Origin of the sequence: Marinobacter sp. bablab_jr003, assembly GCF_016464245.1 — a bacterium.
Lineage (GTDB): Bacteria > Pseudomonadota > Gammaproteobacteria > Pseudomonadales > Oleiphilaceae > Marinobacter > Marinobacter vinifirmus.
The window spans coordinates 48,725-73,336 of the sequence record NZ_JADARC010000095.1 but is presented as its reverse complement, the minus strand read 5'-3'; the positions used below and the strand labels follow the sequence as shown (position 1 = coordinate 73,336).

At 56.3% G+C, this 24,612-nt stretch carries 22 protein-coding genes; 16 read left to right on the top strand and 6 right to left on the bottom strand.

Annotated elements, in window-relative coordinates; all coding sequences use genetic code 11:
• Positions 1-613, top strand: a 613-nt coding sequence (locus tag H3Z84_RS08855; protein ID WP_199457197.1) for an IS3 family transposase, incomplete at its 5' end; no start/stop codon positions are given.
• A 28-nt stretch (positions 614-641) separates the two neighbouring features.
• Here the strand turns inward: H3Z84_RS08855 and H3Z84_RS08850 are convergent.
• Positions 642-836: a hypothetical protein gene (locus tag H3Z84_RS08850; protein WP_199457196.1), complete on the bottom strand. Its 195-nt coding sequence runs from the start codon at positions 834-836 to the stop codon at positions 642-644.
• An 80-nt stretch (positions 837-916) separates the two neighbouring features.
• Here H3Z84_RS08850 and H3Z84_RS08845 point away from each other — a divergent pair, with 80 nt between their 5' ends.
• From H3Z84_RS08845 to H3Z84_RS08830, 4 genes are all read left to right on the top strand, one after another.
• On the top strand, positions 917-1,198 hold the full coding sequence (locus H3Z84_RS08845) for a pyrimidine/purine nucleoside phosphorylase (RefSeq protein WP_094626063.1): 282 nt from the start codon (positions 917-919) through the stop codon (positions 1,196-1,198).
• Positions 1,199-1,316: 118 nt separating this feature from the next.
• Positions 1,317-1,574 (top strand): type II toxin-antitoxin system RelE family toxin, encoded by a 258-nt coding sequence (locus H3Z84_RS08840; protein ID WP_058341274.1) that lies wholly within the window; start codon positions 1,317-1,319, stop codon positions 1,572-1,574.
• Positions 1,571-1,945, top strand: coding sequence for a helix-turn-helix domain-containing protein (locus H3Z84_RS08835; RefSeq protein WP_199457195.1), 375 nt, complete (start codon positions 1,571-1,573; stop codon positions 1,943-1,945). Before H3Z84_RS08840 ends, H3Z84_RS08835 begins: the two co-directional genes overlap by 4 nt.
• Positions 1,946-2,182: 237 nt before the next feature.
• Entirely contained in the window at positions 2,183-3,181 is a 999-nt protein-coding gene (locus H3Z84_RS08830; RefSeq protein WP_228285757.1) for a transposase, read from the top strand.
• 382 nt (positions 3,182-3,563) lie between these two features.
• Here the strand turns inward: H3Z84_RS08830 and H3Z84_RS08825 are convergent, their stop codons facing one another.
• Genes H3Z84_RS08825 through H3Z84_RS08815 form a run of 3 tightly spaced genes read right to left on the bottom strand, consistent with a single transcriptional unit; the run spans position 3,564 to position 6,733 of the window.
• On the bottom strand, positions 3,564-4,718 hold the full coding sequence (locus H3Z84_RS08825) for a serine hydrolase domain-containing protein (RefSeq protein WP_199457194.1): 1,155 nt from the start codon (positions 4,716-4,718) through the stop codon (positions 3,564-3,566).
• Between the two features lie 44 nt (positions 4,719-4,762).
• Entirely contained in the window at positions 4,763-6,205 is a 1,443-nt protein-coding gene (locus tag H3Z84_RS08820) for an O-antigen ligase family protein (RefSeq protein WP_199457193.1), read from the bottom strand.
• Between the two features lie 30 nt (positions 6,206-6,235).
• Entirely contained in the window at positions 6,236-6,733 is a 498-nt protein-coding gene (locus tag H3Z84_RS08815) for a pilin (protein WP_323126966.1), read from the bottom strand.
• Between the two features lie 366 nt (positions 6,734-7,099).
• Here H3Z84_RS08815 and pilB point away from each other — a divergent pair, with 366 nt between their 5' ends.
• The 11 genes from pilB to H3Z84_RS08760 all read left to right on the top strand — a co-directional run bounded on the left by pilB (position 7,100) and on the right by H3Z84_RS08760 (position 20,367).
• Positions 7,100-8,812 (top strand): type IV-A pilus assembly ATPase PilB, encoded by a 1,713-nt coding sequence (gene pilB, locus H3Z84_RS08810; protein ID WP_199457192.1) that lies wholly within the window; start codon positions 7,100-7,102, stop codon positions 8,810-8,812.
• 2 nt (positions 8,813-8,814) lie between these two features.
• Entirely contained in the window at positions 8,815-10,035 is a 1,221-nt protein-coding gene (locus tag H3Z84_RS08805; protein ID WP_199457191.1) for a type II secretion system F family protein, read from the top strand.
• 72 nt (positions 10,036-10,107) lie between these two features.
• A complete protein-coding gene (locus H3Z84_RS08800; protein WP_199457190.1) occupies positions 10,108-10,983 on the top strand; it encodes a prepilin peptidase in 876 nt (291 codons plus the stop codon).
• Positions 10,984-10,986: 3 nt separating this feature from the next.
• Positions 10,987-11,616: a dephospho-CoA kinase gene (gene coaE / locus H3Z84_RS08795; RefSeq protein WP_199457189.1), complete on the top strand. Its 630-nt coding sequence runs from the start codon at positions 10,987-10,989 to the stop codon at positions 11,614-11,616.
• Entirely contained in the window at positions 11,579-12,703 is a 1,125-nt protein-coding gene (locus tag H3Z84_RS08790) for a hypothetical protein (protein WP_323126965.1), read from the top strand. Before coaE ends, H3Z84_RS08790 begins: the two co-directional genes overlap by 38 nt.
• Positions 12,696-13,445, top strand: a complete 750-nt coding sequence (tsaA, locus tag H3Z84_RS08785) for a tRNA (N6-threonylcarbamoyladenosine(37)-N6)-methyltransferase TrmO (RefSeq protein ID WP_199457188.1) — start codon at positions 12,696-12,698, stop codon at positions 13,443-13,445. Before H3Z84_RS08790 ends, tsaA begins: the two co-directional genes overlap by 8 nt.
• 44 nt (positions 13,446-13,489) lie before the next feature.
• Positions 13,490-15,568: a response regulator gene (locus H3Z84_RS08780; protein WP_199457187.1), complete on the top strand. Its 2,079-nt coding sequence runs from the start codon at positions 13,490-13,492 to the stop codon at positions 15,566-15,568.
• Positions 15,569-15,692: 124 nt separating this feature from the next.
• Positions 15,693-16,253 (top strand): YfaZ family outer membrane protein, encoded by a 561-nt coding sequence (locus H3Z84_RS08775; protein ID WP_199457186.1) that lies wholly within the window; start codon positions 15,693-15,695, stop codon positions 16,251-16,253.
• A 117-nt stretch (positions 16,254-16,370) separates the two neighbouring features.
• Positions 16,371-18,578: a hypothetical protein gene (locus tag H3Z84_RS08770; protein WP_199457185.1), complete on the top strand. Its 2,208-nt coding sequence runs from the start codon at positions 16,371-16,373 to the stop codon at positions 18,576-18,578.
• 61 nt (positions 18,579-18,639) lie between these two features.
• Positions 18,640-19,458 (top strand): glucosaminidase domain-containing protein, encoded by an 819-nt coding sequence (locus H3Z84_RS08765; protein WP_199457184.1) that lies wholly within the window; start codon positions 18,640-18,642, stop codon positions 19,456-19,458.
• 12 nt (positions 19,459-19,470) lie between these two features.
• Positions 19,471-20,367: an acyltransferase gene (locus tag H3Z84_RS08760; protein WP_094623938.1), complete on the top strand. Its 897-nt coding sequence runs from the start codon at positions 19,471-19,473 to the stop codon at positions 20,365-20,367.
• On the opposite strand, the gene H3Z84_RS08755 is transcribed toward H3Z84_RS08760, so the two are convergent.
• Positions 20,368-23,058, bottom strand: coding sequence for a LuxR C-terminal-related transcriptional regulator (locus tag H3Z84_RS08755; RefSeq protein ID WP_199457183.1), 2,691 nt, complete (start codon positions 23,056-23,058; stop codon positions 20,368-20,370).
• Between the two features lie 191 nt (positions 23,059-23,249).
• Positions 23,250-24,611, bottom strand: coding sequence for a DUF1329 domain-containing protein (locus tag H3Z84_RS08750; protein WP_199457182.1), 1,362 nt, complete (start codon positions 24,609-24,611; stop codon positions 23,250-23,252).
• Between the last annotated feature and the right edge of the window lies 1 nt (position 24,612).

Sequence of the window (24,612 nt, the reverse complement as noted above, 5' to 3'; positions counted from 1 at the left end):
TCAGCGGCTGATGCAACAGCTGGGGCTGAAATCCAGAGTTCGGGTGAAGCGATACCGCTCCTACCGAGGCCCCGTGGGCAAGAAAGCACCGAATCTACTGGCCCGGGACTTCCGGGCCACCAAGCCCAACACGAAGTGGGCAACGGACGTTACTGAGTTCAAGGTGCAAGGACGCAAGCTGTACCTGTCGCCGGTGATGGACCTGTTCAACGGTGAAATCCTGGCCTATGAACTCCGTGACCGGCCGGTGCTTCCCATGGTCACGGAGATGCTGAAAAAGGCCTTGAGGCGACTCAAGCAAGGAACCAGTCCAGTGGTACACTCGGATCAAGGCTGGCATTACCAGCATCCGGAGTATTGCCGGATGCTCGAAGAGAAGGGGCTAACTCAAAGCATGTCCCGCAAGGGCAATTGCCTGGACAACGCGGCTATGGAGAGCTTCTTCGGCACATTGAAATCCGAGTTCTATTACTTGAACCGGTTCGATAGCGTTGAGCAATTACGACACGGAATTGAGCAGTACATTGACTACTATAACCACCACCGGATCCGGCTGACACTCAATGGCCTGACTCCGGTGGAGTACAGAGAGCAGGCTGCCGCTGCAGCCTGATTAAACTGTCCAAGTTTTAGGGGTCACTTCATATGCCATTACGGCGGGTGACCACAGGCCGGCCGAACATCACCAGCTCGTCGTGGGCCCAGGGGATTTCCTCCAGCAAACGCCGGAAGAAATCATCTGTCTGCCCGTGCCCCATCACTACCCCGTAATAGCGGACATCGCCATCGTAGGGCAGAAGGTTTCCTGGCGGGGTGAATTGGTCAAAGAGGTCCATAATGCCCTCGTTAATTAACAAGTGCCTGTCCACGGGATCTTGCAGTATATTAGCCGCCCAATTTATAAGGAATCACGGCCATGCTGAGTGTAAACGAGTACTTCGACGGCAAAGTAAAATCCATCGCCTTCCAGGGCGAGACACTACCTGCCACCGTGGGCGTCATCAGCCCGGGTGAGTATGAGTTCGGTACCAGCCAAAAGGAAGTGATGACGGTTGTCAGTGGCGCGCTGACGGTTCAGCTGCCGGGCAGTGAGAGCTGGGTTCGATACGATGCCCGAAAGGCTTTTGAGGTGGCCGCGAATACCAGTTTTAAGGTGAAGGCTGAGGTGGATACGGCTTACTTCTGCACTTACGAATAAGGTCGCCGGGGGTCTGACCCGGTTATTTGGCAGGCTAGTGCCTGTCCGCGCCCCCAAAGCCGGAGTGTAAAAGCTCGCAATTGTTGACCCCCAGTAAACTCAAAAGTAAACTCGCCTGATGTACAAACTAACCTACAAAAAGTCAGCCCTGAAAGCCCTGCAAAAAATGCCTAAAACAAAGGCGTTAAAAATGCATCAGGAACTTACAAATATGGCTCAAGCCCCATATACCTATGAAGGCGACTGGAAACCAATGAAAGGCCAGCCCTTCTGGAGGCTGAGGCAAGGGAGTTATCGGGCAATATGCCGTATTGATAACGGTGAATTGGTGGTACTGGTGCTGAAGATAGGCACAAGAGGAGACGTTTACAAATGAGTGCTCAAATTATTGAACGAGAAGGCAAACCAGAATATGCCGTGGTGCCCTACAACGAGTATCTCGAGCTGCTGGCACTTGCTGAAGATGCGCAGGATGCTGCAGACGGCAGTGCTGCAATGAAGGAGCTGGCCATCGGCGAGGATGAAACCGTTCCGGGAGACATTGCCGAACGCCTGATAACCGGGAAAGAACACCCGGTGAAGATCTGGCGAGAATACCGCGGGCTGACCCAAGAAACCCTTGGCAAGGCGGCCGGAGTTGGCAAGTCATACATCAGCCAGATTGAGAACACTGGCAAAACTGCGTCCACCAAAGTTCTGAAAGCCCTGGCCGAGGCGCTTGATGTTGGGATGGACGATTTAGCTTAGTTGACTTAGCACTAAGCTAGTGCCTGTCCATGATCTTTATCTCTTGCCATGACTGTGCGATGCAATCCTTTTCTCCGCATCCATCGATAAAACGTTTTCGTTCTGAAGATCCTTATCATACGCGAACCATACCACTGAGTGGAACACCGGAACCAATAACATTTATGAGCCAGTTATATCCTGCAACAAGATGCTGTACATATATACAGCTTCAAATTATTGATGCATGATATGAGCATGTCAACAGTCACGGAAGACAAGGACTTCACCATGCCCAAAGCCAGAGCAGAACTGGTCAGCGTTTCAGACACCCCGTTCTACCACGTGATCTCACGCTGCGTGCGCCGCACATTCCTGTGCGGGCAGGACCGCGCCACCGGGCGCTGTTATGAGCACCGGCGGGGCTGGATTGAAGAGCAAATCCGGCTTCTGGCATCTGTGTTCGCGGTAGATGTTGCCGCTTATGCGGTGATGTCGAATCACTACCACCTGGTGGTGAAGCTCAGCCCGGATGAGGTGGAACCCTGGAGTATGGATGAGGTGCTGGCGCGCTGGTGCAGCCTTTATAAAGGGCCACCACTGGTGCAGCGTTATCATCGGGGTGACGAGCTGTGTGCGGCAGAGCTCAGGCGAGTTGAGGCGTACGCAGAAACGTTCCGGCAGCGGTTGGCGGATTTGAGCTGGTTTATGAAATGCCTGAATGAACCAATTGCGAGGCAAGCCAACCGGGAAGATGAGTGCACCGGCCATTTCTGGGAAAGTCGCTTTAAATCCCAAGCCTTGGATACCGAAGAAGCCCTCCTTTCCTGTATGGCCTATGTAGACCTGAACCCCATACGAGCGGCCATGGCAGAGACTCCAGAAACCTCTGAACACACCAGCATCATGGAACGCATTCATCCTAGCTTCAATCTGGCGGAAGCCATTGCACGACAGACGGAACAGCAGGCACTGAATGATTTTGCGGTACCGTTAAAACCGCTACTGGGTTTTGAGGGAGTCATTCGGAATGGCTTTCAGCGCGGAATACTGTTCAGCTTTGAAGATTACCTGGAACTGGTGGATTGCACCGGGCGGATCAGCCGGAGTGACAAACGGGGCGCTATTGACGAAAGCGCGCTGCCGATTCTGGAACGGCTGAATCTGGACCCGGAACGGTGGTGCCGCCGGGCGACTGCCTTTGAAGATAGCTATCAGGATTACCGAAATCCTGGACGGCGACGACAAGCGGCTTAGGCTCCCTCCCCTTCTTTCTCAAATCAGACTATCGGCGCGCCCGCCGAGGACGTCGCTCGCCTGAAATCGGCAGATTTCCACAATTCACGGTGGAATGCCGCCGCCGTTTTGTCATAACCCCGAGATAGACGCAGTAGACAAACGGCCAGAAACAACAAAGGCCCGGGGTCGAAACCGCCGGGCCTTTGGGGATCTGGTCAGGCTAGTGCCTGTCCATGATCAGTTGAGACCGCAGTGAAACCGAAAGCTAGAAACGACAAAGGCCCGGGGTCGAAACCGCCGGGCCTTTGGGGATCTGGTCAGGCTAGTGCCTGTCCATGATCAGGGCTTGAGACGGGACACTGGTGCCTGCCCAAGGTCAGGTCCAAGGTCAGGCTAAGCCCTAAAACCCATTTCCAGAAAGTGCCGCAATAAATTTTTCCATTGCGACACCATTCGCGGCATTATTAGTATCCGAATTCCCCAGCCAAACAAAAATTTCTTTTCGACTATTTATTACTACGACGCCTGAATATCCAGGCATATATCCCTCTTTTATATTGTAAACTTGACCATCGATACATCTATAAACATAAAACGCCCGTCCATAACAGCTTCGAAGTCGACTATCATCACACTCAACTGCCTTCTCGGAAAAAAAGCCGTCCAAATCCATTTCCAAGAGGTCTCTGACAAGCAGAGCGTAATCATATGCGCTCCCGACCAAGCCTGCTGATGAGGAAATAGCATAGTAGTCAAAACTTGGCGGATTTAAATTTCCGTAGAAATCATTGTATCGGAAATCAGCTTGTACCGTGCCCTTATGATTCCAGGCATTCGCGAACTCTATGCCTCTACCCTCTAAATTCAGGATACGATCAATTGATTTCCTATAATCTGAGGACATCTGATTTGCTAAAACCTCTCCTAACAAACAATACCCAAGATTCGAATACTTCGTGTCCTTCGAGCCGTGACCATTAAACCTGTAGTTGTCCGGATTTACAACAGCATATGGGCACCAAGAAGCTTTATTTAAATTGAAAATGTTTCCCACAATCCACGAACGGTGCTTCATTAGATCATCAACCGTTATATAAGGAAGCTTATAATCACTACTTGCCTTCTCTTCAACATTAAGGTAACCATAAACATTATCATCGTAGGAAATTTTAGATTCTTTATTGAGTATCATTAGGGCGGCAGCTGTAATTGGCTTAGTCAAACTCCCATAATAAAACTTAGAATCTTTATCTACTTTCTTAAACAGCGAGCCGTCCTCCCAGCCAGACTCACAATTGTCAACATTACCGTCAATATCGATAAATACAACTTGCGTAGATAATGAGCGCAACCCCCAAATCCCATGTTCTACAATAGATCCTAACCAGTCTGGCGCCCCAGGACTACAATCAATGGTAACTTCTGAGACGTATGCTTGAAGTGGATATATCGCACGCAATACAGCATTTCGGTCAGTGATCCAATAATGGGTCACCAAAAGAAATGGAAAGATAATAATCAAAAAAAGGCCTGCAAGCGAACGCGCGCGTTTCAAACCGAACACTCCAATTTTGCATTAAGTGCATTTAACCCTAAGAACTAATACCCAACACCGCAGTCTAGTCTACCTTGCACCCAGAACCTCGGCGAAAACACTTCGGTGGCTTCGTAACAAACTTGTCTGTTGGCCTCAGAAATCTCGTATAGCTCATAACCTAACCAACTTGCATGAAAGCAAATCACGAGAAGGCCTATGGATAGAACAGTGCCGAAAATCCCTCCTGACTTTTCCTTTCTACGCGAGGGGAAATAGATCGCCAAAAGTGCACCATAGGAGAGAACCAAAACCAGAGAGCTAAATGGTGCTATCTGAGCACCTGAAAACATCAGGTTTACCGAGCCAGCCACAGTGCCAATTACAACGGGAGTTCTAACCACCCCGATGTAAAAAGGCACTCTACTGCGCCACTCAAGCGACCCCTGCCTTAAGGAAACCAGCAATAAAGTCAGAATCCCAGCAACAACCAAAGCTCCCCATTCCGCCATCAATATTAGAATTATGTTATGGGGCGAAGATATAACAGGCCTTCCATCTGCAGCGAACATCATCCCGCCAATTCCGAAGGGGAAAGACTCCGCAAAATATTTTAGCGACAATGCCCAAAGAGACCAGCGGCCACTTGACGAGGTGACATCTCTAGTCCACCCATCCACAGATAGCACTGGCAGGGACAATAATAACGCAAACGATGTAGCAATTATAAATAGATAGATACAGAAAGCCCAACGCCCCGCTTTCCCATGCAAAAGGAACACCCAACTCACCGCAATAAACAATGACACCAAACCCGAGCGGGCTTCCGTTAAGAGCAAAATCCATGCCCAATATATACTCATAATTAAAACAAGAAATCTTAAGCCCGGCCCCGATCTACCAGACAAAGCAAGCCACGACAAGGGCATAATTACGACCGCCAAATCAGAAAAAAGCCTGATATTGGCGACCCCTGGTGTTGCTGTAAGCAAATTAGTAAAAGGCACAGAAATCGAAATATCGATCATGCTCCTTATAAAGAAAAGAGTCATAAGGAGCAAGCAGACCAGGCCAAGCCGTTGCCAGTGGACAATCTCAAATTGGCGAATGGACAGAAGTGTCGACCAAGTCATCCCCAAACCGATAAGCCAATATTCGAGATCCAACATTGACCAAACGGGAAATTTTGATAACGACAAACTTCCAGCAAGCCCTATTGTAATAGCAGCTAGACAAGCGACTGCAACGCATCTATCTCTTGAAACTACAAAAACAAACAATCGCGGATCAAGCTTCAATGACAAAAAAGCCAGCAAGGTTACCACGAAGCAAGTCAAAAATAACAAAAACTGTATAAATCTCTGATAATTATATGTATCAGCGGGAGCAATCAATGCGTTTGAGAATAATGTGATTGCTAAGACAATCACGCAAAAATGAGGGATATACGTAAAAAGCCCCTTCATAAACAAAGAGGCTTTTTGAGAGACTAGTGAAGAGCTAATCATCTCTTCTGAGATAACTTACTAACTCAAAAATTACTGAGTTGTAATGGTCGCAGTACCACATCCTGTCGGCTGGTAAGCTTCCGCGACACTGGTGGTACAACTCCAAACTCCGGCAGGAGTCCGAGTCCAAGTCAGATCAGCCTCTGCAATTACCGCAGCAGCGTTACCACCGAATGCGGCAACAATGGTGGTGTCAGTGGTAGCATCCTCAGCAATGGTAACTGTCAAACCAGTTTGGGGAGTATATTCGCCGCCAATAAGGTTGCTAGCAGTCCAACCCAAATCACACTCACCATTACCAGTGTCACCGTTCAACATACATGTTTCGACAACTGTTTTCAGGGCACCAGTTTCTTGCATTACCCGGGTCACTTGGGATTTTGCAACGTAGTTTTGGTACTGCGGAATAGCCACAGCCGCCAAAATACCAATAATCGCCACAACGATCATCAGTTCGATCAGAGTAAAACCCTGCTGACCTTTGTTCATCTGAATCTTTTGCATGTTATCAACCTCAAGAGTTGTCATTTTTCGTTTATCCAGCTCCGGGGCGGCGGAGCTTTGCCCCGTTTCCGCGCTGAGCGTGAGGTAACTTAAGCATGCCCCATGCCAAATGCAAGAAAATGTTAAAAATCAGAGCTCATACAGTGACTTAAATCAAGAAATGCCGGTCAACGCCCTCCCATGACAAAAAACGTGTGCCGCTCACCGTCCACAGGTGACAATTTTTGTCACCCAGATAATGACAATCCCAGACACGCCGCTTTTCCCTACACGCCCTTAAGAAAGATCAAACCTGAGACACACCCCGCTTTCCAAAGCGGTACCATCCATCTAAACTCTGGTTCATAAATACGAGATTCAGCCACTTATAAGACTTTCCTCAGAGCATTTATGGCGAGCAGCAACCGAAACGTGACGCTGACGGGCCTGGCCCGTCGATTCGTGGAAGACGGGCTTCTGGATGAAGACGTGGCCAAGGATGCCTTTCTTCAGGCTTCCAATAACCGCATTCCGCTGATCACCTACCTCACCCAGAACGACCTGGCCGACAGCCGCAGACTGGCGTTTTCTGCCGCCATGGAGTTCGGCGTATCGGTACTGGACCTGGACGCCTTTGCCCCGGAAATGCTGCCGGAGAAAACGGTCGACGAGAAGCTCATCCGTAAGCACAACGCCCTGCCACTTTATAAACGTGGCAACCGATTGTTTGTGGCTATTTCAGACCCGACCAACCTGCAAGCGCTGGACGAAATCAAGTTCAACACCGGCTTGAGCACAGACTCGATTCTGGTAGATGACGCAAAACTTAGAGTTGCCATCGACAAGTATCTGGAAAGCCAGGATTCCACCATGGGCGACCTGGAAGACGCCGATTTGGAAGGGGTGGAGACTGAAGGCGGTGATCAGGAAGACGAAAAGGCGGTCACTGCCGAGGTAGATGACGCGCCCATCGTCAAGTATGTGAATAAGATGCTGCTGGATGCCATTCGCGGCGGCGCATCGGATGTGCACTTTGAGCCTTACGAAAAGTCCTACCGTGTTCGATACCGTACCGATGGCATTCTGAAAGAAATTTCCCGCCCGTCCATCAAGCTGGCGCCCAAGATTTCTGCCCGGGTGAAGATCATGGCGCAGCTGGATATCTCCGAGCGCCGGGTACCCCAGGATGGCCGGATCAAGATGAAGCTGTCCAAAACCAAGGCCATCGACTTCCGGGTAAACACCCTGCCCACGCTGTGGGGTGAGAAAATTGTGCTTCGGATTCTGGACCCGAGTCAGGCCAAGCTCGGCATTGACGTGCTGGGTTACGAGGAAGACCAGAAGCAGCTGTACCTGGATGCCTTGGAGCAGCCTCAGGGCATGATCCTGGTTACCGGGCCGACCGGCTCCGGTAAAACGGTTTCCCTATATACCGGCTTGAACATTCTGAACACCACCGAGCGCAACATTTCCACAGCGGAAGACCCGGCGGAAATCAACCTGGAAGGCATCAACCAGGTGAACGTGAACAACAAGGTGGGCCTGGGCTTTGCGGAAGCGCTGCGAGCCTTCCTGCGGCAAGACCCGGACGTGATCATGGTGGGTGAGATCCGAGATCTGGAAACCGCCAACATTGCCATCAAGGCGGCGCAAACCGGTCACCTTGTACTATCCACCCTGCACACCAACAGCGCTGCGGAAACCCTCACCCGGATGATGAACATGGGCGTGCCCGCGTTCAACATCGCCACCTCCGTGAGCCTGATTATTGCTCAGCGCCTAGGGCGGCGGTTGTGTAATGGCTGCAAACAGCCGGCGGATATTCCGGCGGATGTGCTTTTGCAGGAGGGGTTCACACAAGAACAAATTGATACAGGCTTCACGTTGTACCGCCCCAAGGGCTGTGATAAATGCAATGGGGGATACAAAGGCCGCGTTGGTATTTACGAGGTGGTCAAGATTACAGACGAGCTGGCGAACATGATTATGGAAGAAGCCAGTTCTATAAAAATAGCAAAGCAGGCTCAGGCGGAAGGCTTCCGCACGCTACGGCAGTCCGCCCTTCTGAAAGTAATTCAGGGGGTGACCAGCCTTGAGGAAGCCAACCGCGTGACGAAGGATTAAGCATGGCAGAAAAAGCGCAGAAGCTGGAATCGTACGTTTGGCAAGGCAAAGACCGCAAAGGCAATAAAACCAAGGGCGAGATTATGGGCTCCAGCCTTGCTCTGGCCAAAGCTCAACTCCGCAAGCAAGGGGTAGTTCCAGACAAGGTCAAGAAAAAGCCCAAGCCGTTGTTCGGCGGCAGTAAGAAGATTACGCCGTTCGACATTGCCATGCTCACCCGACAGCTGGCTACCATGATGAAGGCCGGTGTGCCGCTGGTGCAGAGCTTTGACATCGTCGCAGACGGTCTTGAAAACAAGGGCTTGCAGGAGCTGGTGGTAACCATCCGGAATGATATTTCTTCCGGTTCCGGCTTTGCTGCTTCTTTGCGCAAGCATCCGAAGCACTTTGATGATCTGTACTGCAACCTGGTGGATTCCGGTGAAAAGGCTGGCGCATTGGAGGCGATGCTGGATCGGATTGCGACTTATCTTGAAAAGACCGAGATTCTCAAGAAGAAAGTCAAAAAGGCCATGACCTACCCGATTGCGGTAGTCGTCGTAGCAATCGTGGTCACCGCAATTCTCCTGGTTAAGGTTGTTCCGCAGTTCGAATCTCTGTTTAGTGGATTTGGAGCCGAATTACCGGTATTTACCCAAATGGTAATTCGGTTATCGGAGTGGCTGCAAAGCTGGTGGTTTGTGGTGTTACTGGGCATTGTGGGTACGATATTCCTGTTCAAGGAATCCAAGCGACGCTCTCAAAAGTTTTCGGATGTTGTCGACAAGTATGTTCTGAAGATACCGATCATGGGTGAAATCCTGGACAAATCCGCCGTAGCCAAGTTCGGCCGGGTACTATCCACCACCTTCGCCGCCGGTGTACCGCTAGTCGACGCCCTCGATTCCGTAGCCGGGGCCACCGGTAACGCGGTTTATCGCGATGCCATCCAACGCATCAAGAACGACGTTTCCAGTGGTACCCAGCTACAGGCTTCCATGCGCCAGCAGGACATCTTCCCTGTGATGGCAGTGCAGTTGACCGCCATTGGTGAAGAATCCGGTAACCTGGATGAAATGCTGCAGAAAGTAGCCGAGCACTACGAGGCCGTGGTGGACGACATGGTGGACAACCTGACTGCCCTGATGGAGCCTATGATCATGGCGGTTCTGGGTGTGCTGGTAGGTGGCCTGATCATTGCCATGTACCTGCCGATCTTCCAGATGGGTCAGGTTGTTGGCTAAGCACCTGCCCGTTTCTGCTCCCCGCGTCTTCGGGGAGCAGGCGTTCTCCCAACATTTCCAATGAGTTCCTGAATGCCCTCTCTAGACGTATTCCTCAACACCCCCTGGCTCCTCTACCTGACCGTAACCTTCGTCTCCCTCTGCATCGGCAGTTTCCTGAACGTAGTCATCCTGCGCCTGCCCAAAATGATGCACCAGGACTGGCGTTGCCAGTGCGAGGAATTCCTGGAGGTTCCGGAGGCCCAGCGCAAGAAAGAAGAAACCATCACCCTCTCCAAACCTGCATCAACCTGCCCTTCCTGCGGCCACAAGATTCGGGCCTGGGAAAATATTCCGGTGGTGAGCTGGTTGTTTCTTGGCGGCAAGTGTTCTTCCTGCAAGTCCCGGATTTCGGTTCGTTACCCTCTGATTGAGGCCGTTACCGCAGCGTTTTCGGTAGTTACGGTGCTCCTGCTGGGGCCGACGGAAGCCGCGCTCTGGGCGTTGCTGCTGGTGTGGGCGCTGGTAGCGTTGACGGTGATTGATTTTGATACCCAGCTTCTGCCAGACAGCATCACCCTGCCGCTGATGTGGCTGGGCCTGGTGCTGAATTATTTTGGCGTGCTGACGGATTTCGAGAGCGCCTTCTGGGGTGCTGTGGCGGGGTATTTGTCGCTGTGGTCGGTGTATTGGTTGTTCAAGCTGGCAACCGGCAAGGAAGGCATGGGCCATGGCGATTTCAAGTTGCTGGCGGCGCTTGGGGCCTGGCTGGGGTGGCAGTTGTTGCCGGCGGTGATTTTGTTGTCTTCTCTGGTGGGGGCTGTGGTTGGTATTGCGCTGATGGTATTCAAGAAGCATGGGCGTGAGGTGCCGATTCCATTTGGGCCTTATCTGGCGGCTGCCGGGTTGTTGGGACTTTGGTTTGGGGCGGAGATCCAGGCGGCCTGGTTTGGGTTTTTGGGAGTTTGATGCGTGAGGATTATTGGCTTAACAGGCGGTATCGGCTCCGGAAAGTCTACGGTAGCCCGGCTATTTGGCGAACTGGGCGTGCACTGGGTGGATGCCGATAACGTAGCCCGTGAAGTTGTAGAACCGGGGCAGCCGGCGTTGGCGCAAATTGCAGAGCACTTTGGTGCTGAAGTGCTGCAACCGGATGGTTCGCTGAACCGCGCCTGGTTGCGGGAGCGGGTGTTTGCGGAACCTGCGGAGCGGGAGTGGCTGGAGCAGTTGTTGCACCCGGTGATTCGTGAGGAACTGGTTCGCCAGTTGCGTAACCCTGCCAGCCTTTCGGCTAAGGGCAACTCCGGCGATTATCCGTTACCTTATGTGCTGCTGGTATCTCCCCTGCTTCTGGAAACCAATCAACACCAACTGGTCGAGCAGTTGATTGTGGTGGATGTGCCGGAGGAGGTTCAGCTGGAGCGCACTATGGCACGGGATGCCAATTCCCGGGAACAGGTGGAGCGGATTATGGCAGCGCAGCTGGGCCGGGACGAGCGGCGGGCGCGGGCAAGCGCTATTATTGATAATAACCGCCCGCTGGATAACGTGGAGCTTCAGGTTTGTGAGCTGCATAACCGTTTGCTGGCTGAATTCAGTTAAGGAGCTTCGGCTGCGTTACACCTCGTTTTTTGTCTCGTTCCTGGCCTTCGGCGCGGTTCTGGCACCCACAGCCCGTGGCGGCGAGCCGGTGTTCAATATGCAAGCGGCGCCGGTGTCCGAAGTGCTGTCGCCCTATCGCCTGCCAGCATCTTTCTATACCTTTGATCCCGATGAATACTGGGCCGAGCCGGAAGATTCCTGGTGGCTGGATTTCAGTAACTGGGTGATTCGCCAGGAACGCCGGCACGGGGTTAACGTGCAATCCATGGGCGCCTGGGCAGACCAGACCCTGTCTGGCTCCAGTCATGTTCTGCCCAACAACGAAAGCTACCTTCGCCTGGGCTTCGCGGCAGAATCGGAATACAGCAACCTGGCCAGTTTCGAGCCGGAAGCCCGGTTCCGGCTGGATGTACCCACGGCCGAGGAAAGGCTGCGGCTGGTGGTGGAGAGCGAAAGCGAGGAACTGATCCCCCTGGCCGAGCGGGAGCGAGACCGCACTTTAACCGAGCCCGAGCGTACCGAAACCGAAACCACCGGTGCCCTGCGCTACCTGACCCAGGTGGGCGATGCGATCAACCTGTCCACGGATATCGGTGGCCGGCTGCGGCTGCCCCCGGAAGCCTTCTGGCGCACGACCGCCAGCAAGGGCTGGCGAATCGATGAAGACTGGGCATTCAACCTTAAACAACGGGTTTACTACTACCACACCGAAGGCTGGGGCGCGCGCTCCTGGATGGGCTGGGACCGGCCGGTGGGCAACGGCTGGCATTTTTTTGCGTCGTCGGAGCTTGAGTGGATTCACGATGAACGCCGGTTCGATGCGGCGCAGATTTTCAGTGTACGCAAACGCCTGAATAACCGGTCGGTGGTTACGCCCCGCATAGGTGTTCTGGGCGAAAGCCAGCCAGGATGGCGCACCACGTCTTACTTTGCGGACTTCACCTGGCGTTATCGCATGTACGAAGACTGGCTGTTCGCCGAGGTAGTGCCGGCCCTGGAGTTCCCCCGGGAAGACAGCTTCCAGGACCGGGCCTCGGTGGTATTGCGTATCGAAATGTATTTCTCCGGAACCATCAGCCGTGACTAGACCCCGCCACAAAAGCAAACCCGCTGCGGAAGCCCTCACCCTTACCCCCATTGCCTACACCCGCTCCTGCTTTCAGGATAAGTTCGGGGTGCCACGCCAGCCCGGCCTCACCAGGAATGCCCACGCCAGCCTGGTGATCGAGCCACCATTCGACCGGGAAGACGCGTTCCGGGGCCTGGAGTCCGCCAGCCACCTGTGGCTGGTGTTCCAGTTCCACGAGGCGGTGCGGGCAGAATGGCGGCCTGTGGTGCGCCCGCCCAGATTAGGCGGCAACAAGAAGATGGGCGTGTTCGCCAGCCGCTCGCCGTTCCGGCCTAACAGCCTGGGTTTGTCGGTGGTAAAAAATGAGGGTCTGGACAGGCACAACGGCCGGCTGGTGCTGAAGATCAGCGACCATGACCTGATTGAAGGCACGCCGATACTGGATATCAAGCCCTACCTGCCCTTTGCCGATGCGCTGCCGGAGGCCTCCCTGGGCTGGGCAGAGGAAGAACCCTTGCAGCGCCTGCCGGTCAGCTTCACCCCGGAGGCCGACGCACAACTGGTCACCCTGCCCCCGGGGGGCTACCCGGATTTGCGCGGGCTGATTGAAGATGTGGTGAGCTACGACCCCCGCCCGTCGTTCCGCCGGGGCCGGGATGAAGAGCGCATTTACGGCGCACACCTGTACGATCTGAACGTTCGTTTTCGTTTTGTAAACGAGGGCGCTGCCGTGCGTGTGGAAGTGGTATCGGTCTGCTAAACTGCCGCGAGTGATTTTGTCGTCGACACAGGGAACTTGTGCCTTTGCCTTCCAAGCGGTTTATCAAGCGTTTAGGTGTTCGCCCGCTGGCTTTACGGCTGCTGGCATGGGTGCTTTTGTACAGCGTGGTGCTGTCGCTGGTAGCCACCGGCGCACAGATGTATGGCGAGCTGTCGAAGGTGTCCTCATTCCAGCAGTTCTATGACGAGGTACTGGGCCAGGCACTGCACAATCTCTGGTTCCAGTCTGTTGTGGTGATGCTGGGCACTCTGGGCCTGCTGTTGATTGTGCGCGTCACCCTGTTCCGGCACCTGGAAACCATGGCGGATTACGCCGCCAAGCTGAATCTGGACGCCCTGGTAGACCCGCTGAAACTGCGCCGCAAGGCTCCCAAGCGGCCGGATGAGCTGTCAGAACTGGAGCAGGCCCTGAACCGCATGCGCCTGCAGATTCTGGAAGACACCCACTCCCTGCGCCAGGACACCCTGAAATCCCGTGACGAACGCGACGAAGCCATCCGCGCCAACCATGCCAAGAACCAGTTCCTGGCCAACGTCAGCCACGAGCTGCGAATCCCCCTGCAATCCGTGCTCGGTTACGCCAACCTTCTGACCGACACGCCGCTGGACCAGGAACAGCGGGAGTATGTGAACACCCTGCTGGGCGCTTCGGAAAACCTCTCTGCCATCATTAACGACCTGCTGGATATCTCGGCCATGGAAGCCGGCAAGATGGAACTGGAAGCCATTCCGTTTGACCTGCGGGAAACCCTGAACGACCTCATCCACATGCTCGGCAGCCGTGCCCGGGAGAAAGGCCTGGCACTGGAAGTGCGGGTGGATGAGAACCTGCCCTGGGCGCTGGTGGGTGATCCGGTACGTATTCGCCAGGTGATGCTGAACCTGCTGTCCAACGCCATCAAGTTTACCGATTCCGGCCATGTGCTGATCAGCATTGAAGTGCTGGGCCGGCGGGGCGACAAGGTACGCCTGCGGTTGGCCGTGGAAGACACCGGCGTGGGCATTAACCCGGAAGATGTTCCACTGGTTTATGAGCCCTATGTGCAGCTGGGCCAGCAGTTCCAGCGGCAGACCCCGGGAGCCGGGCTGGGGCTGACCATCTGCCGGCAGCTGATCGGGCTGATGGGCGGCTCGCTGGACCTGGAAAGCCGCCCCGGTGAAGGCTCCACCTTCTGGGCGGAAATCAGCCTGCCAGAAGCGGCAGACAGCGCGGCCCGGGTGCGGCCGGATTCCCGAAAGGTGCATCACAAGCGCATTCTGGTGGCGGATTCCTATGAGTTGTCCCGCAAGATTACCCTGGAAATGCTGTCCCGCCACGAGGTTCACATTGAGGCGGTACGCTCGGCGGGCGAGGCGCTCACCTTTCTGCGCCAGGCCTTTGATGCGGGCACGCCCTACGATGCAATCATTCTGGACGGCTTTGTGCCGGATATGGACGGCGACCTGCTGTGCCGCCAGATTCGCGGCAACCAGCAGTGGCAGGACATGCGCCTGCTGATTCTCTCATCCAACCCCCAGCGGGGCGATGCCGAACATTTCCGCCAGGCCGGGGCCGATGCTTTCCTGAGCAAATCCCTGCGGGAGTCTTACCTGATTCCGATTCTGAACCAGCTGTTTGCGGATGCAGAGCAGCAGGAGCGCCGGTTCCTGACCCGCTTTTCCCTGCAATCCATCAACCACACCGGCTCCGTACGCCGGGAGCTGGCCTGCGGCTGTATGCAGGTGTTGCTGGTGGAAGACAACCCGGTTAACCGCACCCTCACCCGCCGCCTGCTGGAGAAACTGGGCTGCCAGGTGATGACCGCCAACGATGGCGAAGCCGCGCCCTCCCTGTACCAGACCCACCAATACGATGTGATCATGATGGACTGCGTGATGCCCCGGGTAGACGGTTTTGAAGCGACTCGCCGGCTGCGCCAGTGGGAGCGAGACAACCACAAACCCCGGATACCGGTGGTGGCCCTGACCGCCAGCGCCATGGAAGAAGACGAGGAAAAATGCCGGGCGGCGGGCATGGACTCCTTCGTAGCCAAGCCGGTGAACCTGGAGATGCTGCGGGCGGTGCTGGACCAGTATTGCCAGGCCGCAGCCAGTACGGACTAAGCTCGCGCCTCATAACCCCGCCCCGTCACCCTTAACAGCGACTTACAGCCATTTAAGTTGTGGCGCCGCGCGCAGGTGTTTACCATTCACTCCGAACTAAAATGAAAGCAACAAAGGTGTCATCATGAAGATTACCCGCATCTCTGCCCTCGCTTTGTCCCTGGCTGCCGCTCCGGTATTTGCCAGCGACCTGGACCTGAGCCTGACCAACGATTCCGTTAAGGGCCAGGTAAACTTCTTCGACACCCAGGACGAACTGCAGCTGGGCGCTGGCTACACCTATCGCGAAGGCGGCCGCCACATCGGCAACGTGGACTTCCACGCCCAGGGCCGCACCGCCCTTGGCAACCTGCCTACCACCGCTGGCATTGGTTTGCGCGGCATCGCCTGGGATGACGACCAGGTAGACGGCGGCGCGGTGGGCCTTGGTGGCTTTGCTACCCTGAACATTCCGGATGTGCCGGGCCTGTCCTTCACCGGCGCCCTGCACTACGCCCCGAGCATTTTGTCTTTTGGTGATTCCGACGACATGACCAGCGTAGAACTGCGCGGCAGCTACCGTGTAATCCGCAACGCAGAAGTGTTCGCCGGTTACCGTTACCTGAACACCGAACTGGATTTCCGCGGCTCTCCGGATATCAACCTGGACGAAGGCGTGATGGCCGGTATGAAGATCTTCTTCTGATACCCGCCTTGCGGCCGCCCGGTTTGATGCCGGGTGGCCGATTCGTGTCCGCTTTCACGCTCTCCCCTCTGTTTTGCTGCTAGGCTGTGCCGAGATACATCATCCGGATTGCCTTGCATGAAATGTCGCCTGATTCCAGCCCTTGCCCTGCCCTTCCTACTGACCGCCTGCGGCGGTGGTGACAGCGCCATTGATGGCGCTCGCGAGATTCCCAACCGTTTTGGCAATACAGTCAACGCCCTGGACGACTTTAACCCCGGCAGCACCGGCGATTCCGGCAACACCGCCGGCCTGAAGGCCAACGAGGTGCGAATCACCATGGAGGTGCCCGCCTTTTATGCCCCGGATGCGGAACAAACCCGGCGCAACCTGAGAATCGTGATTCCGGACCAGGTGCAGGTGTACCGGAGCAACCAGGGCGGGCAAAACCTTGGCAGTGTGGCCTACAGCACAAGTACCGGTGAGGACGGCCACATTATTGTGGCGTTTCCGGACGGCCAGCCCATCGGCCCGGATGTGGTGATTGAAGCCCGTTATTCCGGCGGCGGCCAAACAATTGCAATGAAAGCCCTGGCGGCCGATTCAGACCGGGATGTGAAGGTGAATCCCTTCTCCCATTACCTGGTGCAAAACGGACTTGGCGGTTACTCCTCCACCGAGTTCCAGGCCGTGATGGACTGCGTGAACGACCGGGGCGGCGCCCTGTGCCTGAACAAGTATGTGTGGTCCAGCCTGGCCGACCAGGTGCACGATTTCGAGATTGATATTGCCAGCAACCTGACGCTGGATGCTGCCGTCAGTACGCTGGCCGGGCGGGCGGATTTTGCCGGCTATATTGAGCAGATGGCAGACTATGCTCTGCTGGGCCCGAATGCGTCTGGCACCATCCGCGCCAGCTCCGCAGATTACAACTCGGTGTTTCTGGGGCTGGAGCTGGGCCCGACTTTCCGTGATGCCCGCTTCCCCGGTGCCGGCCAGTGGGGTGCTCGTACCGCACAGGAAGAAGACCTTGGCGGGGCATTTCTGTACCCGGCCCTGACCCTCACCTCCTTCGAGGCCTTCAATATCAACGTGACGTCGCTGGCCACGGATATTCCCTACGACCGGAGCACCCTGGTTCACGGCTTTACCAATCCGGACGGCCACCAGTTCGCCCGGGAAACCGGCTGGACCCGGAACAGCCATTCCAGCTCACCGGGAGCGGCTACTCTCACACCGCCCTCAGAAGACGGCTCCGACCCTGCCCGCCTGCTGGCCGGCCGCGCCCTGTACCAGAGCATTACCGATGAACCCGGCAGCGCCAACAATGGCTGGACCCGCAATCCCTATTTCATGGATGCCTTCACCTCCGCCCCTGGCGATGAAAACCAAAGCCCGGACAGGGTGCTGGGCAGTTACTTTACCGCCGGCAAGGCCATCGCCCTGGCTGATGCAGACGGCAAGCTGAAGCGCCAGGAAACCCTGGAAGAACAGTATCTCTCCGTGCTGGAGCTGCATCTGTTACGCAGCGAAGATTTCGACATGGCCGGCATTACCGGCAGCGATTACAACCTGGTGTACCTTACTGCCCAGTTTGGCGGCAGCAAGCCGCTTACCTTCGAGACCGGCTATGGTCAGCTGGTCGGCTCAGATGGGGCACTGACCACGAATAACTCTACGATCTATCGTGACAACACGGGGGCTCCGGGAGCAGGAGCGTCTTCTACCGTGACCGACACCTGGAACATTGCCAACCGGCCGGCCCAGCTCAGTTCCGGCACCAAGAATATCGGCCGGCTAAGCCTGTGCCGCAGCTGTACCGAAAGCGAGCCGCCGCTGGGCCTTGGCGCAGCTACGCCCGATGGCTCCCTGCTGGCGTTCAATCTCGACGACGCGGGACTTGGCGATGGCCTGGTGATCGCCGGCAAAACAACCTCCCTGGCTGCCCCCGTTACCGGCGATTACCGGGTTCAGGGCACGATGATCGCTTTGGATACCAACCAGAACCAGCTGTACCAGGTGGCCGGAGGAACGCTCACATTATCCGAAACCTGCGCAGAATCCGAAACCGGCGCAGACCTGACCGCCACCAGCTACCGGGTTAGCCATACCATCACAGAGAACGCGGTCGGCACTCCGGAAAATGAGTTGCTCGACCTTGGGTTCACCGTGGAACCCTGTGGCAACGGCACCATCCAACTGGCGGGAGGCGAGCTGGTTCTGAACGGCTTCTACACGGAATCCGGTGACCAGATGTTTCTGGTAGTCCAGGATAACACCGGCCCGGAATTTCGCACCGGCCTGCTGATCGCCACTCTGATTCCCGGGTCAGAGCCAGCTCAGTGAACAGGCGTAAGCCGTATAACCTGTTATAATTCCTGCCATATCGATTTTGGCGAGAGGTTTTATGACGTTAATCTCCCGGGCACTTTTGCTGTGTGTTCCCCTGGTGTTATTTGCAATTGCCGGTGCTTTGTACTCCCCCGAAGCCCCGGAAAGTGAAGACACCGACATTGCCCTGGGCTCCCTGCCCAAGTTGCCTGAATGGACTGCCGACGGCCTGCCGGATTTTTCCGGGTACCAGGACACCACCGAAAAGAAGGCCGCCTTTTTCTCGTTTCTTTACCCTCGCATTGAACTGGCCAACAACCGCATTCTGCTGGAGCGGGAATACCTGCTATCCCTTTCTGGCAAAGACGAGCTGGCTGACGATGAACTGGAGTGGCTGGAACGGCAGGCGGACCGGCTGAGAGTTGAGGCGAAGAACGGCAGCCCCAAACAGTTTGAGCAACTCACGGAAAAGCTGGATGTGATTCCTCCGTCCCTGATTATGGCCCAGGCCGCCAATGAATCCGCCTGGGGCACTTCCCGCTTTGCCACCGAAGGCAACAACCTGTTCGGCCAGTGGTGCTTTACCCGTGGCTGCGGACTGGTGCCACTGAGCCGCCCGGAAGGGGCCAACCATGAGGTGGCAAAGTTTTCGTCGCCTTATTATTCTGTGCGCTCTTACATCCAGAATCTGAACCGGCACCCTGCCTACCAGCAGCTGCGGTCGATACGCTCAACGGCCCGGGCCGACGGTGATGCTTTTTCCGGCATTGCCCTGGCACAAGGCCTGCTGAGCTATTCCGAAAGGGGCGAGGAATATATAAAAGAGATCCGCGCCATGATTCGCTACAACAACCTGGAATTCTACGACAAGCAATTCCGGGCTCAACTGGACTGACGAGACTTTCCCATGCTGGACTTTTTGCCCGCCCCGTTGAAAGGGGTCCTGGTGGTTTTGCTTATCCTGACGAACACCCTTATTTTCCTGCCATTTTTGCTGCTGTTCGCCATCATCAAACTGATTATTCCGGTGAAATTGGTGCGTACCCTGTGTACACGGATGGTGAACCTGATTGCCTGGTACTGGATTGGTTTCAATAACACCCTGGCGGACCTGTTCCACAAGATTGAGTGGGATGTTCGCGGCGCCCGGGAGCTGAGCAAGAAGCATTGGTACTTCGTTACCTGCAACCACCAGAGCTGGACTGACATTACTGCCATCCAGTACGCCCTGAACAACAAGATTCCTCTGCTTAAGTTTTTCCTCAAAAAGGAACTGATCTGGGTGCCGCTGCTGGGTGTTGCCTGGTGGGGGCTGGACTTCCCCTTCATGCACCGGCACACCAAGGAGCAGATTGCCAGGCGGCCGGAGCTGAAGGGCAAGGATATAGAGGCCACCCGCAAGGCTTGTGAGAAGTTCCGCTACACCCCGGTGACCATTTTCAACTTTATGGAAGGCACCCGATTTACCCCGGAAAAGCACGCCCGGCAGAACTCCCCCTACAAGAACCTGCTGAAGCCGAAGGCCGGCGGCACCGCGTTTGTGTTCGGCGCCATGGGCGAGATGATCCACACCATGCTGGATGTGACCATTGTGTACCCGGACGGACGGCCCGGCATCTGGGATTACCTGAGCGGCCGGGTGCGCCGGATTATCATCGATATCCGCACCCGGGAAGTGCCGGAGCGTTTTCTGGGCATGGATTATGAAGGCAACCGGGAGCTGCGGGCAGACTTCCAGCGCTGGGTAAGCGGGATCTGGGCCGAGAAAGACGCCCGCATCGAGGAATTGAAAGTGGGCGCCTGATTACAGGATGCCCAGCTCGCGAGCCCGGACAATGGCCTGGGTTCGCGATTTCACATCCAGCTTGGCGTTGATCCGGCGGGCGTGGGTTTTCACGGTGTGCAGGGAAATGTGCAGCTTGTCTGCGATCTCCTGGTTCGACAAGCCCTGAGCGATCAGCTCCAGTACGCCCTGCTCCCGGTCGCTGATGGGTTCAGCAAGGGTCTCTGTGGCGACAGGCGCATTGTTGAGACCAAACAGCTGGCCCAAATCCCGGTTGAAGGCGTTTTCCGGTAATTGCCGGAAGCATTTCTGCATCAGCGGTGTGAGTTCGTTGACCAGCTCCGCAAACGGGCTGATAAAGCGCTCGCTGGCAGCCTGGCGAATCACCTGCTCCAGCTGTTTCCTGGCGGCCGGCAAACCCTTCTCCTGTTGCAGCAGGACGGCACTCAGCAGGCCAACGTGCAGTTCCAGCCCCCAGGGTAAGGTATCGCCATAACGGCCCAGAACGGCGTCCAACTGCTCCCTGGCACGAACCAGGTCACCGCTGGCCATGTCCGCCCGAACCTGCAGGCAGTCCATCAGCCCCGGCATCATGGGGAATAACTCCGGCACGCAACCACCCTGTCGATACGGCTGAAGCTTTTCGATGGCCTGGGCCGCACTTTCTGTCTGGCCATGGGATAACCAGCAGCTGGCTTTCAAGGCTTCCAGCACCGGCACGTACAGGGATTCATCCACCTGCCAGGCGTGCATGGCCCGCTCTGCCCGGCCAATCCACACAAAGGCATCTTCCAGCCGGCCTTGGGCTTTACACATCAGCACCCTCAGGGCCATGGCCAGCAACAGGCCAAGGTCCCGGGTCTGTTCGGCATGGCGGGAGCAACTTACCAACAGGCGGTCGGCTTCGTCCAACCGGCCCTGATGCCACAGCACCAGCACCAGGTTCAGTTCCAGCCGGGTTTCGCCGATACGCGCCGGGCGGCTGAGTTCGTGCATGGCGGTGTCCAGGCCTGTTCTGAGCAACTGCTCGGCATGCCCGAGCGCGCCCTTACCGAGTTCAATACGGGCGTGGGCGTAAACCGCCAGCGCCTCGGAACCGGAGTCTCCCGCTTCCCGGGCCAGCTTGGCCGCGGCGCGGTTGGCATCCCGGGCTTCATGAAATTTGCCGGCGGCACACAAGGCGCTGGCACGAACAATCTGGGTGACCAGCTGGGCCTGGGGTGATAAGCCTCCAGCGGCGAGCGCCTTGTCTGCCATGGCCAGGGCTGGCTGCACGTAGCCTTCGCCCCGCAGGATAAAGGCTTTCAGGGCATAGATGCGGGCTTCCTGTTGCTCACGGTCTTCCGGCGAGAAGCCTTCGAGCAACTGCCGGGCCTGGTGGAACTGTCCGCCAATGGCATGAACCCAGCTGTAAACAATGCGTAATCGCGCGCTGCGCTCCAGCAAGCCGGCCGGCAGGTGTTTACGCAGGGTAAGCAGCGATGCGGTGTCCTGCCCCAGCAACAGGGCTTCAGTGCCCTCAGAGGCAATGCGCACGACTTCTTCGGCATCTCCGGACAGCAGTGCGTACTTCAATGCCTCCGGAAACTGGTTGCGCTGCCCGAACCAGCGGCTGGCCAGCAGCATGCGAGTGTTGTAACCACCCAGTGCCGGTGTTTTCAGCCAGGCCTGAAGTAACGGATTGAGGCGATACCAGCGGCCACGGCCGGATACCGGCTGCAGGGGCAAGCCTTTTTCACAGGCAACGGACGGCAGCATGCCCGAGTCGCCAACCGATGCCTGCAGGGCGATAAACAGTTCATCCGACACCCCGTCCAGCTCCGCCATCATGCGCAGCGAATTCATCTGGCCGGGCGCCATCTGCCCCAGCACCGTGCCTTTCAGGAAGCGTTCAACGGAGGCGGTTTCCTGCATCGGCCGGCGTTCCGGACTGCGCAGCAGCTCCCGCCGGTACAGGGCCAGCGGTGTAGGCCAGCCTTCGGTGAGGCTATACAGATGATCAATGGCGACACTGGTAATCAGGCTGTCCGGCCGGGCGTCCTGGAAGTAGGCAAAGGTTTCCGAGCGGGTGAATTCCAGGCTCTCGCGGCCAACACATTGGTAACGGTTTTCCAGCTCAAGGGTGTGGCATTCGAACGGCAACGGCAGCCGGGAGGTAAAGGCTACCGACAGGTTGCCCGGCATATCGCAGACAAGCTGCTGTAGCAGCCCGCCCACCGCAGGATTGGTCAGGTGGTGCAGGTTATCCAGTACCAGCACATCCCGGCCTTGCTGCTCCAGCCGACCCTTGGCCACCAGCATAACGGCCAGGTTGTCTTCAAACGTTCCACCGCCCTGATTGCCGGGGTGCAGGGACTGGGGCAAATCCAGCGCCATGGCGATGAGGGATAATAAACGGGACGGCGCGTTGTCGCCGGCATTCAGGGTAACCCAGCGAATCCGGTCAAACTCACTGGCACCCTCGCTCAGGGCGCTGACCAGGCTGTGGGTTTTGCCGTAGCCGCAGGGCGCTTCCAGCATCAACAGGGAGCGGGGCGCGAGGCTATCCAGGATCTGTTTGGAAAGCGCGGGGCGGGGCTGGTGATCTTTTGGAATGGCCGGCAACTGAAGCCGGTGCTCCAGTAAATCCCGAACCAGCTCGCCATTTTGCAGGCTGGTATTGGCGCCCTGAAACTCGTCGTTGGCGGCGTTGCCTTCGTTAAAGGATTTCACTCACGGCCCCGATTACACCTTTAGTATTGGAGATTGGCCTCGAGAGTAAACCAAAGCGGGGTCTGGCTGCAAAAAATTGGCGGGGCTAAACGGGGTTAGTGACGATTTTCCAGCGCAGTAATGTGATAGCGCTCACAAAAAAAGGCGAGCCATCGCTGGCCCGCCTTTCTCAACCGATTACGTGTGGCCGGTTAGCGAGTTCCAGCCCGGCGCAGAGCCGCCGGAGTGAAATCGCGGGACTGGCGCTCAACGTCGAAGGAGTACGGAGTGTTCTCCTCGTTGGTCAGGCCCAGTGCCAAGTAGCGGCCAGAGAGCAGGTCGTACAGTGCTTCGATGGCGTACCAGGGAACGTCCTGGTCATACATCTGAACCGCATGTGCTTCGCCCACACGCCACAGCTCACCACGGCCATCGTAATGGTCGATCACAGAAGCCTGCCAGGTGTCTTCATCGATGTAGAAGTCACGCTGGGCGTAGACGTGGCGCTCGCCCTCTTTCAGGGTGGCGCGCACATGCCACACACGGTGCAGCTCGTAGCGGGCCAGGTCCTGGTTGATGTGGCCAGGCTGGATAATCTCGTCGTAGCTCAGGCCACGATCCAGCAGCTTGTAGGAGTTGTATGGGATGTACATCTCTTTCTTGCCAATCAGCTCCCAGTTGTAGCGGTCCGGAGCACCGTTGTACATGTCCAGGTTGTCTGAGGTACGCATACCGTCAGCCGCGGTACCCGGGCCGTCATAGGCAACCTGGGGCGCACGGCGAACACGGCGCTGGCCGGCGTTGTACAACCAGGCACGGCGTGGTTCGGCTACCTGGTCCAGGGTTTCGTGAACCAGCAGTACGTTACCCGCCAGGCGCGCCGGCGCGGTGATGGACTGTTTGAAGTAGAACAGGACGTTATCGTCTTTACCCGGCTTGTAGTCGGTCAGATAACTGTTCCACACCAGTTCTTCCTGGAACTTCACCACAGAGAAGTCGCCGCCCGCGGTAGGAGTTACCTGACCCACGTTACGCTGCACCGAGCCACCCCGGTAACGGGTAATATGGTTCCAGATTACTTCCAGGCCGTTCTGGGGAATCGGGAACGGCGTGGCATCCTGGTAGTTGTCGATACCGTTACCGCCAGACACCAGTTCTGCCTTGGTCGCATTCGCTACGGTCTCATCCATGATGTTCTTCGGATAAGTGGCGGTACGATGAGTCGGATATACCGGAATCCTGTAGTTATCGTACTTGCGGATCATCTCGACCTGGCCCGGAGACAGCTTGTCTGCGTACTGGTCGACATTACTCCGGTCGATAACAAACTTCGGTTGCTCACCGGCGAAGGGGTTCACGTAAATGCCGTCCCCCTTGTATCCGGCCGGAGGCGTGGAAAGCCCGCCGTCCCAGGCCGGAATGTCGCCGCCGTTGCCGGCTTTCTCCGCACCCATCGGGGTGAGGGTATCACCCAGCTTGGCTGCTTCCTGGGCAGAAACCGCGCCCCAAGCCTGACCTGCAAACAAACTTGCAGTCAGAACGCCGGTGGCCAGTAGTTTCTTGTTCAGTTTCATT